At 70.6% G+C, this 13,505-nt stretch carries 11 protein-coding genes; 7 read left to right on the top strand and 4 right to left on the bottom strand.

Annotation, left to right across the window (positions count from 1 at the left end):
- The first annotated feature begins 136 nt into the window (after positions 1-136).
- Together AB0J64_RS30275 and AB0J64_RS30270 are read left to right on the top strand one after the other, a co-directional pair.
- Positions 137-1,699, top strand: a complete 1,563-nt coding sequence (locus tag AB0J64_RS30275; RefSeq protein ID WP_364034100.1) for a cellulose binding domain-containing protein — start codon at positions 137-139, stop codon at positions 1,697-1,699.
- Positions 1,696-3,111 (top strand): carbohydrate-binding protein, encoded by a 1,416-nt coding sequence (locus AB0J64_RS30270; RefSeq protein WP_364034097.1) that lies wholly within the window; start codon positions 1,696-1,698, stop codon positions 3,109-3,111. The genes AB0J64_RS30275 and AB0J64_RS30270 overlap by 4 nt, the downstream gene beginning before the upstream one ends.
- A gap of 42 nt (positions 3,112-3,153) precedes the next feature.
- Here AB0J64_RS30270 and AB0J64_RS30265 read toward each other — a convergent pair whose 3' ends face one another.
- A complete protein-coding gene (locus AB0J64_RS30265) occupies positions 3,154-4,725 on the bottom strand; it encodes a molybdopterin-dependent oxidoreductase (protein ID WP_364034094.1) in 1,572 nt (523 codons plus the stop codon).
- A 118-nt stretch (positions 4,726-4,843) separates the two neighbouring features.
- Here AB0J64_RS30265 and AB0J64_RS30260 point away from each other — a divergent pair, with 118 nt between their 5' ends.
- Entirely contained in the window at positions 4,844-6,238 is a 1,395-nt protein-coding gene (locus AB0J64_RS30260; protein ID WP_364034091.1) for a hypothetical protein, read from the top strand.
- Here the strand turns inward: AB0J64_RS30260 and erm are convergent.
- Positions 6,227-7,048 (bottom strand): ErmE/ErmH/ErmO/ErmR family 23S rRNA (adenine(2058)-N(6))-methyltransferase, encoded by an 822-nt coding sequence (gene erm / locus AB0J64_RS30255; protein WP_364034088.1) that lies wholly within the window; start codon positions 7,046-7,048, stop codon positions 6,227-6,229. The genes AB0J64_RS30260 and erm overlap by 12 nt on opposite strands.
- Positions 7,049-7,301: 253 nt before the next feature.
- Between erm and AB0J64_RS30250 the strand changes: the two genes are divergently transcribed.
- Positions 7,302-8,363, top strand: a complete 1,062-nt coding sequence (locus AB0J64_RS30250) for a MoxR family ATPase (protein ID WP_364034085.1) — start codon at positions 7,302-7,304, stop codon at positions 8,361-8,363.
- Complete coding sequence (locus tag AB0J64_RS30245) at positions 8,360-10,135, top strand: hypothetical protein (protein ID WP_364034082.1); 1,776 nt, start codon at positions 8,360-8,362, stop codon at positions 10,133-10,135. The genes AB0J64_RS30250 and AB0J64_RS30245 overlap by 4 nt, the downstream gene beginning before the upstream one ends.
- Before the next feature lies 1 nt (position 10,136).
- On the opposite strand, the gene AB0J64_RS30240 is transcribed toward AB0J64_RS30245, so the two are convergent.
- Positions 10,137-10,559 (bottom strand): hypothetical protein, encoded by a 423-nt coding sequence (locus tag AB0J64_RS30240; protein ID WP_364034079.1) that lies wholly within the window; start codon positions 10,557-10,559, stop codon positions 10,137-10,139.
- 52 nt (positions 10,560-10,611) lie between these two features.
- On the opposite strand from AB0J64_RS30240, the gene AB0J64_RS30235 reads away from it, so the two are divergent.
- Together AB0J64_RS30235 and AB0J64_RS30230 are read left to right on the top strand one after the other, a co-directional pair.
- Complete coding sequence (locus AB0J64_RS30235) at positions 10,612-11,475, top strand: hypothetical protein (protein ID WP_364034076.1); 864 nt, start codon at positions 10,612-10,614, stop codon at positions 11,473-11,475.
- A gap of 19 nt (positions 11,476-11,494) precedes the next feature.
- Positions 11,495-12,181, top strand: coding sequence for a helix-turn-helix transcriptional regulator (locus AB0J64_RS30230; RefSeq protein WP_364034073.1), 687 nt, complete (start codon positions 11,495-11,497; stop codon positions 12,179-12,181).
- On the opposite strand, the gene AB0J64_RS30225 is transcribed toward AB0J64_RS30230, so the two are convergent.
- On the bottom strand, positions 12,167-13,207 hold the full coding sequence (locus tag AB0J64_RS30225; protein ID WP_364034070.1) for an AI-2E family transporter: 1,041 nt from the start codon (positions 13,205-13,207) through the stop codon (positions 12,167-12,169). The genes AB0J64_RS30230 and AB0J64_RS30225 overlap by 15 nt on opposite strands.
- Positions 13,208-13,505: the final 298 nt, after the last annotated feature.

Raw genomic sequence — 13,505 nt, 5'->3', positions numbered from 1 at the left:
GTCTTGTAAGCATGGGATGTCAAGGCTACGATCGCGACAACTCTTAGGAAACTTTCCTAAAAGTGAGCCGTACGGCTCGCGCTCTCACCCCCCGGCGCGAGTCGTACGGCACGCCGCCCCCCAAAGGAAGACCCCCGTGAAACACCGCGCGATCCTCCTGGCGTCAACAACCCTCGCACTGACCCTCATCGCCCTCCCCGCCCAGGCCGCCTCGGCCACCGCGACGTTCGTCAAGGTCTCCGACTGGGGCTCCGGCTTCGAGGGCAAGGTCACCGTCACCAACGGCACCACCACGGCCATGACCGGCTGGAACGTCCAGTTCGACGTCCCCGCCGGCTACTCGATCCCCTCCGCGTGGGACGCCGTCATGTCGCGGAGCGGGCAGCACTACACCTTCACCAATCCGAGCTGGGCGCCCCCGCTCGCGGCCGGGGCCAGCGCGAGCTTCGGCTTCAACGGCAGCCCCGGCAACTTCCCCGGCATCACCGGCTGCACGCTGAACGGCGCCCCGTGCGGCGGCTCCTCGACCGGGGCGCCGGGCGCGCCGGGCGCCGTCTCGGCCACCGCGACCGCGAGCGCCGTCACCCTCACGTGGGGAGCGTCCTCCGGCACGGTGACCGGTTACCGCGTCTATGAGGGGACCGTTGTCAAGGCCACGGTCACGGGCACCACGGCCACGATCGGCGGGCTCGGCTCCTGCGAGAGCCACACCTACACCGTCAAGGCGTACAACCCGGCGGGCGAGTCGGCAGGGCGCGACGCCACCGCGACCACCACCGGCTGCACCGGCGGCGGCGGAAGCCTGCCGAAGCACGTCCTCACCGGCTACTGGCACAACTTCGCCAACGCCGCCGCCGAGCTCAAGCTGTCGGCCGTGCCCGACGAGTACGACCTGGTCGCGATCGCGTTCGGCGAGGCCACCGCCACCCCGGGCGAGGTCGCCTTCGCGCTCGACCCCGGGCTGGCCGCGGCGGTCGGCGGGTACACCGACGCCCAGTTCAAGGCCGACGTGCAGGCCCTGCACCAGCGGGGCAAGAAGGTCATCCTGTCCGTCGGCGGCGAGGCCGGCCGGGTGCAGGTCGCCGACGCGGCCGGCGCGACGAGGTTCGCCGACTCGGTGTACGCGCTGATGCGGGCCTACGGCTTCGACGGCGTGGACATCGACCTGGAGAACGGCCTCAACGCCACCTACATGGCCCAGGCGCTCAGGTCGCTGCGCGCCAAGGCCGGCTCCGGGCTGATCATCACGATGGCGCCCCAGACCATCGACATGCAGTCGACCGGGATGGAGTACTTCAAGCTCGCCCTGAGCATCAAGGACATCCTCACGGTCGTCCACACGCAGTACTACAACTCCGGCTCCATGCTCGGCTGCGACCAGGCACAGGCGTACACCCAGGGCTCGGTGAACTTCATGACCGCCCTCGCCTGCATCCAGCTCGAGAACGGCCTGCGCCCCGACCAGGTGGCGCTGGGCCTGCCGGCCGGGCCGGGCGCCGCGGGCGGCGGCGTCGTCTCGCCCTCCCTCGTCAACCAGGCGCTCGACTGCCTGGCCAAGCGCACCGGCTGCGGGACCTTCGTGCCACCGCGCGCCTACCCGGACATCAGGGGCGCGATGACCTGGTCCATCAACTGGGACGCGAGCAACAACTGGTCCTTCTCCAAGACCGTCAAGCCCCACCTCCAGGGAATGCCATGAAATTTCGCAGCAAATTCCTCGCATTACTCGCCGGGCTGGCCCTCGCGCTGACCGGCGCCGGATTCACGGCCGCCGCGCCCGCCGCGTACGGAGCCGTGCAGCAGCTGGCCGCCGCCTGGGCCCCGTGGACCGCGTACGCCATCGGCGACGTCGTCACCTACAACGGCGTCAGCTACGTGTGCATCCAGGCCCACACCTCGCAGCCCGGCTGGGAGCCGCCCAACGTGCCGGCCCTCTGGAAGCCCGGCTCGGGCGGCGGCGGCAACCCCGGCGCGCCCGGACAGCCCGGCACGGTCAGCACGTCCGTGACCAACTCGAGCATCTCGCTGAGCTGGGGCGCCTCGTCCGGCACCGTGACCGGCTACCGCGTGTACGAGGGCTCGACGCAGCGGGCCCAGGTCACCGGCACCAGCGCGACCATCTCGGGGCTGGGCACGTGCACGACGCACACGTACACGGTGAAGGCGTACAACTCGGCGGGTGAGTCGACCGGCCGCGACGCCACCGCGACCACCAGCGGCTGCTCCAGCGGCGGAGGGGGCAAGATGGCCGGCGCCCCGTACCTCTACATGGGCTGGGGCAACCCGCCCAACCCGGGCACCGTCATGGACGCGACCGGCGTCAAGTCGTTCACGATGGCGTTCATCCTGTCCGGCGGCGGCTGCAGCCCGGCCTGGGACGGCAGCCGCCCGCTGACCGGCGGCGCCGACCAGCAGGCGATCAACACGATCAAGTCGAAGGGCGGCAGCGTCCAGATCTCCTTCGGCGGCTGGTCGGGTAACAAGCTCGGCCCCAACTGCTCGACGCCGCAGGCGTTCGCGGGCGCGGTGCAGCAGGTCATCAACGCCGTGGGCCCGGCCGTCGTGGACTTCGACATCGAGAACACCGACGAGTTCGAGAACTACACCGTCCAGGACCGCATCCTGAACGGAATCAAGATCATCAAGCAGAACAACCCGAACGTCAAGGCCGTCGTCACCTTCGGCACCTCCAAGACCGGCCCCACCGCGCCCGGCGTGCGGCTCATCAACCAGTCCAAGGCGCTCGGCGTGCCGATCGACAACTACACGATCATGCCGTTCGACTTCGGCGGCTCGAACATGTACCAGGACACGGTCAACGCCTCCGAGGGCCTGAAGAACGCGCTGAAGAGCGCCTTCGGGTGGAGCGACGCCCAGGCGTACGCGCACATGGGCATCTCGGGCATGAACGGCCTGTCCGACCAGCAGGAGCTGACCTCCCCGTCCACCTGGACGCAGATCCGCGACTGGGCCAAGTCGCACGGCCTGACCAGGCTCGCCTACTGGGCCGTCAACCGTGACCGCCCCTGCCCCGGCGGCGGCGTGGTCTCCAACTGCAGCGGCATCTCCCAGGCCGACTGGGAGTTCACCAGGATCACCGCCGGATTCTGACCCGCTCGGCGGCCCGTCTCCGCACCGGGGGCGGGCCGCAGGTCACCTGACGAGCTGCGTGGGCTTGAGCGGGACGCCGAGGCCCGGCGGCCGGTAGGTCGGCAGCGCCTCGCCGTACTCGTGCATCCAGGCGTGGTCCACCAGCAGCCGCATCCGCCCCCCGCCGGGACCGCTGACGGTCTCGGCGGCAGGCCTGCGCCCGGAGAGCTTCTCGACCGCGTCCGCCACCATCTCCGCCTCCGGCGCCGACAGGTCGCAGTGGTCGTCGGGCCCGATGAGCAGGTCCACGTCGGGCGGCAGCGGGTAGATCGGCCGCGGCAGGGCCAGCACGCGCGGCGGCGGCGCCATCGGCCAGCCGTCGCGCACCGCCTCCAGCAGCACCGAGCGCGACGTCCGGCGCGCGAACAGCCCCTCGGCCAGCGCCCAGCTCAGCGCGCCCACGTCCGACAGGTCCTCGCCGCACGCGTGCAGACACAGGTACGGCACCAGCGGGATCCCCGCCCCGCTCTTCTGCGCCCACCCGCCGCCGCACCCGGTGAGCACTAGCAGCGCCACCATCGCCCGGTAGGCGGTGTCGGCGTGCGGCGTCTCCAGCCGCCCCGGCACGATCAGGCAGCGCCCTCCCGTCTTCTCCGCCGTCACGCCCAGCTCGCGCGCGATCTTCAGCGTCCGCGACGCGGCCACCCCGGTGCACGCCTCCTGCCAGGCCGGCGTGTACGGCTCGGCCCGGTCGGCGTACCCGGACGGCCACACGCCGGGCAGCCCGGGGCGCGACACTCCGTAGACGGCCAGCAGCAGGTCGAACACGGTCGTCACCAGCTCCTCGCCCTCCCGCAGCACCGGCACGCCGCGGCGCAGCACGCCGGGCCCGTCGTCGAAGCGCGGCAGCAGCACCTCCACCGCCTCGCCGCCGTACACGCTCAGCCGGTCACAGCCGCGCCCCAGCAGCCCGTCCGGCACGTACGCCTCCTCGCGCTCCCGCAGCCGCACCAGGAACGGCAGGTCGGTGCGCTCCATGGCGTGCTCGGCGAACGGCGTCCTGTCCAGGTAGAACTCCTTGAGCAGCACGTGCCCCATGGCCATCGCCAGCGCCCCGTCCGTGCCGGGGCGCACGACCAGCGTCTCGTCGGACAGCCGCGTGGGATGCGTGCCCACCGCGACCACCTTCTGCCCCTTGTACCGTCCGGCGATCACCCAGGGCGTGTCCGGCGTGCGTACCAGCCGGTTGTTCTCTCCCCACTGCAGCACATAAGCTGCCCGCGCCCAGTCGTCGGCGCCCGGGCCGGCGAACCGCGGCCCCAGCACCTGCTCGGGCGCGCACGGATGCTCGGTCAGCACCGCGCCGCCGAGCCCGCCGACCAGCCGCGCCAGCGGCGAGGTGGCCAGCGCCGCCACCCGGTCCGCCCCGTGATGGGCGGCGGTGTGCATCATCGCCGCGGCCACCAGTTCGGCCACCGTGGCGTCGTCGAGCGGCACCCGCCGCTCGCCCCGCGCCGCGCGATATTGCTGTGAATTCGCTGTGAGTTTCGCCCAGGTGGCGACCGGGTCCCTCGTCGCATCCCTCACCTCGAAATAGAGCCTGACCAGTGCCTGGTTGACCTGCGATCCCCCCATGGAAAAAGTTCAACACAGACAGTGAGCCTCTATCGCCATACGTATCGGCATGTCGGGGATAAGAATTGGAAGCCCTGGTGGCAAGCACTGCCACTGTTACGGCAGGCTAGAGGCCGCCATGGATTACGCAGTTCTCACGGGGATAGTCCTCGTCGCCGGTGTCGTGCTCGCTCTCGTCGCGCAATGGCGCGATTGGCGACCACCGCTCATTGTCGCCGTCCTCGTGGGCGTGGCCGTCCGCCTGCTGATCATGTACACGTCGGCGATCGACTCGTGGCAGCCGGTCGACTTCATGGAGAGCTTCAAGCCCGCGGGCGAGGCCGTGCTGCGCGGCCAGGACCCCGTGCTGGCCAGCGAGGGCGGCTGGCACTTCCTGCCGACCATCCCGTACGTGTACGGCATCCTCCTCTGGCTCGGCATCCCGTGGGAGTTCGCCGGGCGCCTGGTCACCGTGGTCGCCGACATCGTGCTCATCCCGCTGGTGGCCAAGCTGGCCGGCGGTCCCAAGGCGTCGCTGCGGGCCCTGCAGTACGCGCTCAACCCGCTCGCCCTGATGATCGCCTGCATCCATGGCCAGGTGGAGCCGGTCGCGCTCGTGTTCGGCGTGGCCGCGTTCGTGGTCGCCCGCGGCTCCGGCCCGCTGGAGCGTCCCGGCATCGTGACGGACGTGGTCGCCAAGGTGCGGGCGGGCGTGGCCGCGCACGGAGTGCGCTCCTCGATCCCGCGCGTGATCGGCCGGGGCGGCATGCTGCACCGCGCCCTGCTGCCGGGGCCTGACGACCGGGCCGACCTCAAGCGGGGCGCCCTTGCCGGGGTCCTCATGGGCCTCGCGCTGTGCGCGAAGAGCTGGCCGATCTGGCTGATCCCCGGCATGCTGCTGCTCCTGCCCAACCTGCGCTCCCGGGTCGCCGCGCTGTTCACCACCGGGCTCCTGCCGGTGTTCTTCCTGGTCACGCTGCCGATCTTCGCGGGCACGTCCCTGGACCAGATCCCCGCGGTCATCAACACGATCCGGGACATCCGGCCGATCATCGGCGAGTGGGGCTGGACGCCGTGGTTCACCGGCGGCGACTGGGCGCTGATACCGGCGCTGGCCTCCCTCGGCACGAACCTCATCTACGCCTGCGTCATCGCGGTGATCCTCGTCTGGCGGCGAGCCGACCCGATCGACATGACCACCGCCATCCTGCTGATCTTCATGGTGGTGACGCCGCGGCTGGGCGCCCAGTACCTGCTGTGGTTCATGCCGTTCCTGATCGCCAGGCCCACCAGGTTCGCCTGGCCGGCCATCGTGGGCGTGTCGATCTGGGCCGGATACGGCTATCTCTACATGACCCAGTTCGACGTCAACACCTGGTGGTACCTGCACCAGGACTGGTCGCGGGCGTCGATCGTGCTGCTGCCCGTCCTCTTGCTGGCCATGCCCTGGGGCCGCCGCATCGCGACCGGGGCCCCAGGACTGGCTCCCCTCGCCGGCCGTTCGGAGCCGGCCCGGATCAAGTCACCGGCATAGGCGCCCCCACAAGGTGATCCACTGGTCGGGGTGGACGTGGCCCACGACGGTGTCACGGGCGACGCCCGCCGCCTCCAGCGCGGCGTCCACCCCCTGGTAGCGCCTCTTCAGCGAGGCGCGCACCGAGCCCCCGACGCCGCCGAAGCCCAGCTCGACCAGCTCCAGGTAGGAGCGCCGCGCATGGACGAGCGGCTCCTGCCTGCGCTGGATGCGCAGGATCGCCGAGTCGACGGACGGGACGGGCCGGAAGCCCTCCCTGCCGATCGTGTCGCCGAGCCGCCAGCTGAACCACGGCCACGACTCGACCGTGACCAGGCTCCAGCGGCCGTAGTCGCCGGTGCGCTTGCGGGCGTACTCCCGCTGGGTGAGCAGCGTCGCCGAGGTCAGCGCAGGCGCCCGCAGGCACCAGTCCACGATCTTCGACGTGACCGAGTACGGGATGTTGCCCACGACCGCGAACGGCTCCCGCGGCGCCCGCGCGGTCGTGAAGTCGCCCCTGACCACGTCGATCCTGGGATCGCCGTTCGTGCGGGCGGCCAGCCGTACGGCGAGCCTCGGGTCGATCTCGTAGGCGACGACCTTCGCACCCGCCTCGGCCAGCGCGAAGGTGAGCACACCCTCGCCCGCGCCCGGCTCCAGCACGAGCCCTTCGGGAGCGGCGGCTTTCACCATCAGATCGACGGCATGCCGGTCGGCCAGGAAATTCTGCGAGAGTGTGCGCCGCGCCCGGTCTCTGGGCGTGCGGCCGCCGCTGTTCCTGGCATTGCGCTGAGTATGTGAATAGTTTCCGTGCGCGAAATTCTGCGCCACAGCACTTGCCCTTTCGGGTCCTCGAGATTGACAGGTCTCGAAGGGCCCTGGGCACGCGTGCGGACGCGCGATCAGGCTTGGATCAGATGGTCGCGTCCGCTAGCGGGCCAGAGCCCGGCCGTGGCGGATGCGGATGAAAACCTGGCAGGTGAACATGCATGTCATGCCGGTCACAGTAGGCAGCGGCCGTTCATCCGGGCAACGCAATTAAATGTGATGCGCGGGCGGGGCCTGGTTCGCCACCCTGGAAGGCGTGCAGGCGACGGTCACGGTCACCCCGGCGCAGCTCCCCGAGCTGCTGCTGCACGTCGCCGTGGTCCGGCCCGTGTTCCTCTGGGGCGCCCCCGGCATCGGCAAGAGCTCGCTCGTACGCGAGTTCGCCGACTCACTCGGACTGGAGTGCGTGACGCTGCTCGGCACCCAGCTCGCCCCCGAAGACCTGATCGGCGTGCCGGAACTGGTCGACGGGCGCAGCCGGTTCGCGCCGCCCGAGTCGATCGCGCGCGCGGAGCCGTACTGCCTGTTCCTCGACGAGCTCAACGCCTCCGCGCCCGAGGTGCAGAAGGCGTTCTACTCGCTGATCCTCGACCGCAGGATCGGCACGTACGAGCTGCCCGCCGGCTCGGTGGTGATCGGCGCGGGCAACCGCGCCACCGACAACGCCCTCGCCCGCCCGATGGCGTCCGCCCTGATCAACCGGCTGGTCCACGTGCACCTTCGGGCCTCGGCGGACGACTGGCTGAAGTGGGCCGCCGCCAACGGCATCCACCCGTGGATCGTCGACTACCTGGTCCAGCGGCCCGACCACCTGTGGAGCCCGCCACCGAAGACCGAGGAGCCGTTCTCCTCGCCACGGGCCTGGCACATGCTGTCCGACGTGCTGCTGTCGTACGGCGACGACGTGCCCGACGAGACGATCGCCATGCTGGCGTTCGGCACGCTGACCGCCACGCACGCCTCCGCCTTCCGCGCCTACGTCAAGACCGTGCGGCACGCGTACGACCTGGAGGCCGTGCTGAAGGGCGAGGCCCCCTGGCCCCGCAGGCCCGAGGAACGCGACCTGCTCTACTTCCTGGCCGAGGCGTTCCGCGCCCGCCTGATCAAGGAGCTGCCCACGGACAAGCGCGGATCCTCCGCCCGCGGTCGCGACCTGGGCTTCCGGGCGAAGACGCTGCTGGTGGAGCTGGCCGAGATCTCCCTCGAATGCGCCCAGCTGGTCATCGCCAACAACGCCGACGGAGCGCCCGCTCTGCCCACCTGGTTCCTGGTGGAGGTCGGGAGGGACGTGCCGAGGCTGATGGCGGCCCGGTCATGAGACGCGCCAAGGCCAAGGTCGATCCGTGGCGGGCGGAGATCCACAACGGCTGGAACGCCGTCCTCCGGCAGCCGCTCTTCCGCGTCTTCCACAGCTACCTGCTGGAGGCCGAGCAGGACGAGCTGGGGAACGACACCTGGGCCGTCGTCACCGACGACGGCGACGTGCGCTTCCACCCCAAGCGCCGCGCCCCCGCCGAGGAATGGACGTGGGTCTTCGCCCACCTGCTGCTCCACCTCGGCTTCGGCCATGCCGACCCGCGCGCCTGCGCGCCGAAGGACATCGACGGCGACCGCCCGGACCCCGCCTACCACGCTGCCTGCTGCCTGGCCGTGGAGCGGTTCCTGCGCACACTCAAGATCGGGCGCTGCCCCTGGCCGCTCCCCGACGAGCTGCCCGAACAGGACGAGGTCGCGCTGTCAGAACGCTGGCGCAGGCTCGGCGTGCCGCCCCCGGTCAAGCCATCGGGCGAGCCCGACTTCCGCATCGGCTCGGCGAAGCTGGCGGAGGACCTCGACTTCCAGCGCACGTTCGCGATCGGCATCGCCGAGGCGGCCACCAGCGCGCTCGACCGGGCCGGCGAGCCCCGCACCCCTGTCGAAGGGCACGTCAAGGGCCCCTGGGACCTGGCGCTGCGCTGGTTCACGTCGTCGTACCCGCTGCTCGGCGCGCTGGCCGCGGGCATGAAGATCGTCTCCGACGCCGAGCTGGCCAGGGGCTGGGCCATCTCGATCGCCGCGGTCAGCGCCGAGGCGGGGGAGATCTACATCAATCCGCTCGCCCGGCTCTCCGAACCCGAATGGCGCTTCGTGCTGGCCCACGAGATGCTGCACGCCGCGTTGCGCCACGGCGAACGGTGCGGCATGAGGGAGCCGTACCTGTGGAACGTCGCCTGTGACTACGTGATCAACGGCTGGCTGATCGAGATGGGCGTCGGCGAGATGCCGGAAGGGCTGCTGTTCGACCAGTCGCTCGGCGGCATGTCCGCGGAGGCGGTCTACGACCGCATCGCCACCGACCTGCGCCGCCTCCGCAAGCTCGCCACCCTGCGCGGGCGCGGGCTCGGCGACGTGCTCGACCAGCCGCCCCGCCGCATCGGCGGATACGTCGACCTCGACGACTACTACCGCAACGCGCTCTGCACCGGCCTGGCCTACCACCAGAGCAGCGGCCGCGGCCTGCTGCCCGCCGGGCTCGAGCAGGAGATCCGCGCGCTCGACCAGCCGCCGCTGCCCTGGGACGCCCGGCTCGCCCGCTGGTTCGACGAGCACTTCCAGCCCGAGGAGAAGCGGCGCTCCTACGCCCGCGCCTCGCGCAGGCAGGCGTCGAGCCCAGGCATCCCGCGGCCCGGCTGGGTGCGGCCCGAGGAGGTCGTGCGCAAGGCCACGTTCGGTGTCGTGCTGGACACCTCGGGGTCCATGGACGTGACGCTGCTCGGCAAGGCGCTCGGCGCGATCGCCTCCTACGCCGCGGCCCGCGACGTCCCGCGCGCCCGCGTGGTCTTCTGCGACGCCGCCGCCTACGACGCCGGATACCTGCCGGTCGAGGAGATCGCGGGCAAGGTCAGGGTGCGCGGCCGCGGCGGCACGGTGCTCCAGCCGGGCGTCAGGCTGCTCGAGCAGGCCGACGACTTCCCGCCCGACGGCCCCATCCTGGTGATCACCGACGGCGCGTGCGACGTGCTGCACATCCGCAGGGAGCACGCGTTCCTGGTGCCGCAGGGCGCCTCCCTGCCGTTCCGGCCGCGCGGGCCGGTGTTCTTCGTGAAGTGAGCTACTCCTCAGTCACGATGACCCGGACGAGGTGCCCGTGCGATTTGAAGATCTCCGGAGGGTCGCCGGGCAGCACGCCGGTCACGCACTCGTACACGTTGCCGCCCGTCTGATGTACCAGGAAGGAGGGCTCGGCGATCATCGACAGCAGCCTGATCACGGCCCGCTGCACGTCGATGCCCTCCAGCCGCTCCTCCGGGCGGGCCCGCACCTCGTAGAAGCCGTCGTCGAGCAGCCGCTCGCCCAGCACCTCCCAGCCGGGCACGCGCCGCAGGTGGGGAAGGAGATGTGCCTCCGGCTCCTCGGTGACCCATCCCTCGGTGCGCATCATCTCGTCGAGCCGCCGTACGGCCGGCAGCATCGCCGCCGCGTCGCTCACGCCGACGAACCGCTCGTCCCCGTCCCACCGCCGCTGTCGCTCCACACGTCCGATTCTGACAAGAGAACGGCCAGGGGCAAGGGATAGGTTCGCCCGCATGGACGTGATCGACCGCGCGGAGAACTATCTGCAGCTCCATGGGCGCCTGCTCGACAGGTTGCGTTTCGAGGCGCTCTTCAAGGACGGGCCGCGCGAGCGGGTGCTCGACGTGCTGCGCTGCTACCAGAACGCCGACGGCGGCTTCGGCAACGCGCTCGAGCCCGACCTGCGCGGGGCGGGCAGCCAGCCGGAGCCCGTCGAGGTGGCGTTCTGGATCCTGGACGAACTCGACGCGTTCGACTCGCCGATGGTCTCCGCCGCCTGCGACTACCTGGCCGAGGTCAGCGCGGCCGACGGTGGCGTGCCGTTCGTCCTGCCGTCCGTCCGCGACACTCCGCACGCGCCCTGGTGGGAGACCCCCGACTCGCCGCCCGGGAGCCTCGTCCCCACCGCGTCGATCGCGGGGCTGCTGCACAAGCACGGCAGCACGCATCCCTGGCTGGCCGCCGCCACCGACTTCTGCTGGTCGCGGATCGCCTCGATCAATGAGACCAGCGAGTACGAGGCCAGGGCCGTGGTGACGTTCCTGGACCTGGTGCCGGACCGCGCCCGTGCGGAGGCGGAGTTCGCGCGACTGCGCGAGGCCGTCCTCGCGACCGTCGCCCTCGACCCCGGCGCGCCCGGGCACGCCCACTTCCCGACGGATTTCGCGTCCGAGCCGCTGCGGCTGCCGCTGTTCACCCAGGACGTCCTGGACACCCACCTCGACGCGCTGATCGCCGCGCAGTCCGACGACGGAGGATGGAGCGGGAACTGGCTGATGTGGACGCCGCTGGTGGAGCACGAATGGGGCGGGTACGTCACCGTGCAGAGGCTCAAGACGCTGCGCGCGTACGGGAGGCTGCCCGGCTTCTGTCGGTGAGGTCGCGTACGTTGGGGGCATGTACGTCGAACGGCCCCCCGGCGCCGACGTCGCCGATCGTGTCGCCTGCGAGTGGAGCCTGGTCAGCGAGGCGGACACCACGAAGCTCGTGGTGCCCGACGCGTGCGTCGACCTGATCTGGGCGCCGGAGGGCCTGTTCGTGGCCGGTCCTGACACGGGCCCCATGCCGGCACGCATGGTTCGCGGGGACACGTTCGTGGGCATCCGGTTCAAGCCGGGTGCGGCGGGCGACTTCTTCGGCCTCCCGCTCCAGGAGCTCCGCGACCAGCGCGTCCGGCTGTCCGACCTCCCGTCTCCGCACGTCCCGGACGCCGGTCCTTCGCGGCGGCTCGACGCGCTGCGGGTCGCGGTCAGAGCTCGCCTGGCCCAGGGGACAGCTGTCGACCCCGCGAGCTCCGCCATCGCCGGCGCGCTCCGGAACGGCCGCACGGTCGCGGAGGTGGCGTGGGACCTGGGCTTCAGCGAGCGCCAGCTGCATCGCCGCAGCCTGACCTCGTTCGGCTACGCGCCCAAGACCCTCCAGCGCATCGTCCGCTTCCAGCGCGCACTGGCCCTGGCCCGCGCGGGCGTCCCGCTGGCGGAGGTGGCGATCGCGGCCGGCTACGCCGACCAGGCGCACCTGTCGCACGACGTCAAGAGGCTGAGCGGGGTGTCCATGCGCCACCTCGTCTCACCCTCCGGGTAGCTTCCCCGACACCAGCGCCTGCGCCCACCCGGCGCTCGGATCGCTGTCGATGAACAGCGCCCGCGCCAGCAGGCTGAGCGGAATGGCGAGAACCGCGCCCAGCGGCCCCAGGACGAAAGTCCACACGATCAGCGAGATGAACGTCATGGTCGTGGAGAGCCCCACGGCGTCCCCCAGGAATTTCGGAAGAATGAACGACTGGGTGACGACATTCGTGATCGTGTACGCGGCGATGACGAGCAGCATTTTCTGCACGCCGCCGTCCAGCAGGGCGAGCATGGCGGGCGGCAGCAGGCCGACGAGGAAGCCGATGTTGGGGATGTAGTTGGCGATCAGCGCGAGCACGCCCCACAGCAGCGGGAGCGGCACGTCCAGCAGCGACAGGGCGATCACGTCGAGCACCGCGTAAATCAGCCCGAACACGGTCGAGACAATCAGATAGCGCCGCGTTTTGTGCGTGAAGATGCCCAGGGCCGTCACCAGTCGCGGCCTTCTGCCCACGCCGGAGGTGAGGATTTTCGCGGTCACCGGCGCGTCGAGACACATCGCCAGCAACAGCACGACAATGAGGAACATCGCGGAGAGAATGCCGATCAAACTGCCGAGCAGACTCTGCGCCAATTCCACGATCTTTCCCGGGTCGAACGCCCGCAGCCCCCTGTAGATCATGTCGTTGCTGAGGCCGTGCGTGGTGGCCCAGTGCTGCGCGTCGGTGACGAGGCGGTCGAACTGGGTGGCGTACGTGGGCAGCAGCAAGGCGAGCTGGGTGGCCGAGATGGTCACGATGCCGACCATGCCGAGGAGCACGAGCACGACGATGAGGAACGGCACGGCGACCTGCAGCCAGATGGGCGCGCGCCTCGCGGCGAGCCACCCGCGTACCGGGGAGACGGCGATGACCAGCACCAGAGCCAGCACGACGGGGCCGGCGATCGACGCCACCTCACGGATTCCATAGAGGACGACCATCGCGGCGGCGATGCCCACCAGGATGATGAGCGCCCTGGGCGCGGGTTGATCTCGCACCTCCGGTACGTACCCCCGCTTCGCGGGCGAACCATCGATTTGACGGTTCCCGGAGGCGTACATAGAGTTCACCAGTCCCGCGAGGACGGCGATGATCGCCGATCTCACTCGCGGACAACCTCCCGACACTTCCGACTCCGGTGGATGTTCGTATCACTCCGGATGGGCTGGTAAGTTAGAGGGGTTGTCCCGGAAGCGGGGCGCGGATTAATTCCAGCAAGTCGAGCAAGTCGGGTCAATTTGACAGGGACTTGAACGGCTGAAAGAATTAAGACACAACGAAATGAACGCCTCCGAG

The organism is Nonomuraea sp. NPDC049695 (assembly GCF_040674955.1).
GTDB lineage: Bacteria > Actinomycetota > Actinomycetes > Streptosporangiales > Streptosporangiaceae > Nonomuraea > Nonomuraea helvata.
The sequence above is the reverse complement of the archived record's forward strand: the minus strand, read 5'-3'. Positions and strand labels throughout refer to the sequence as shown.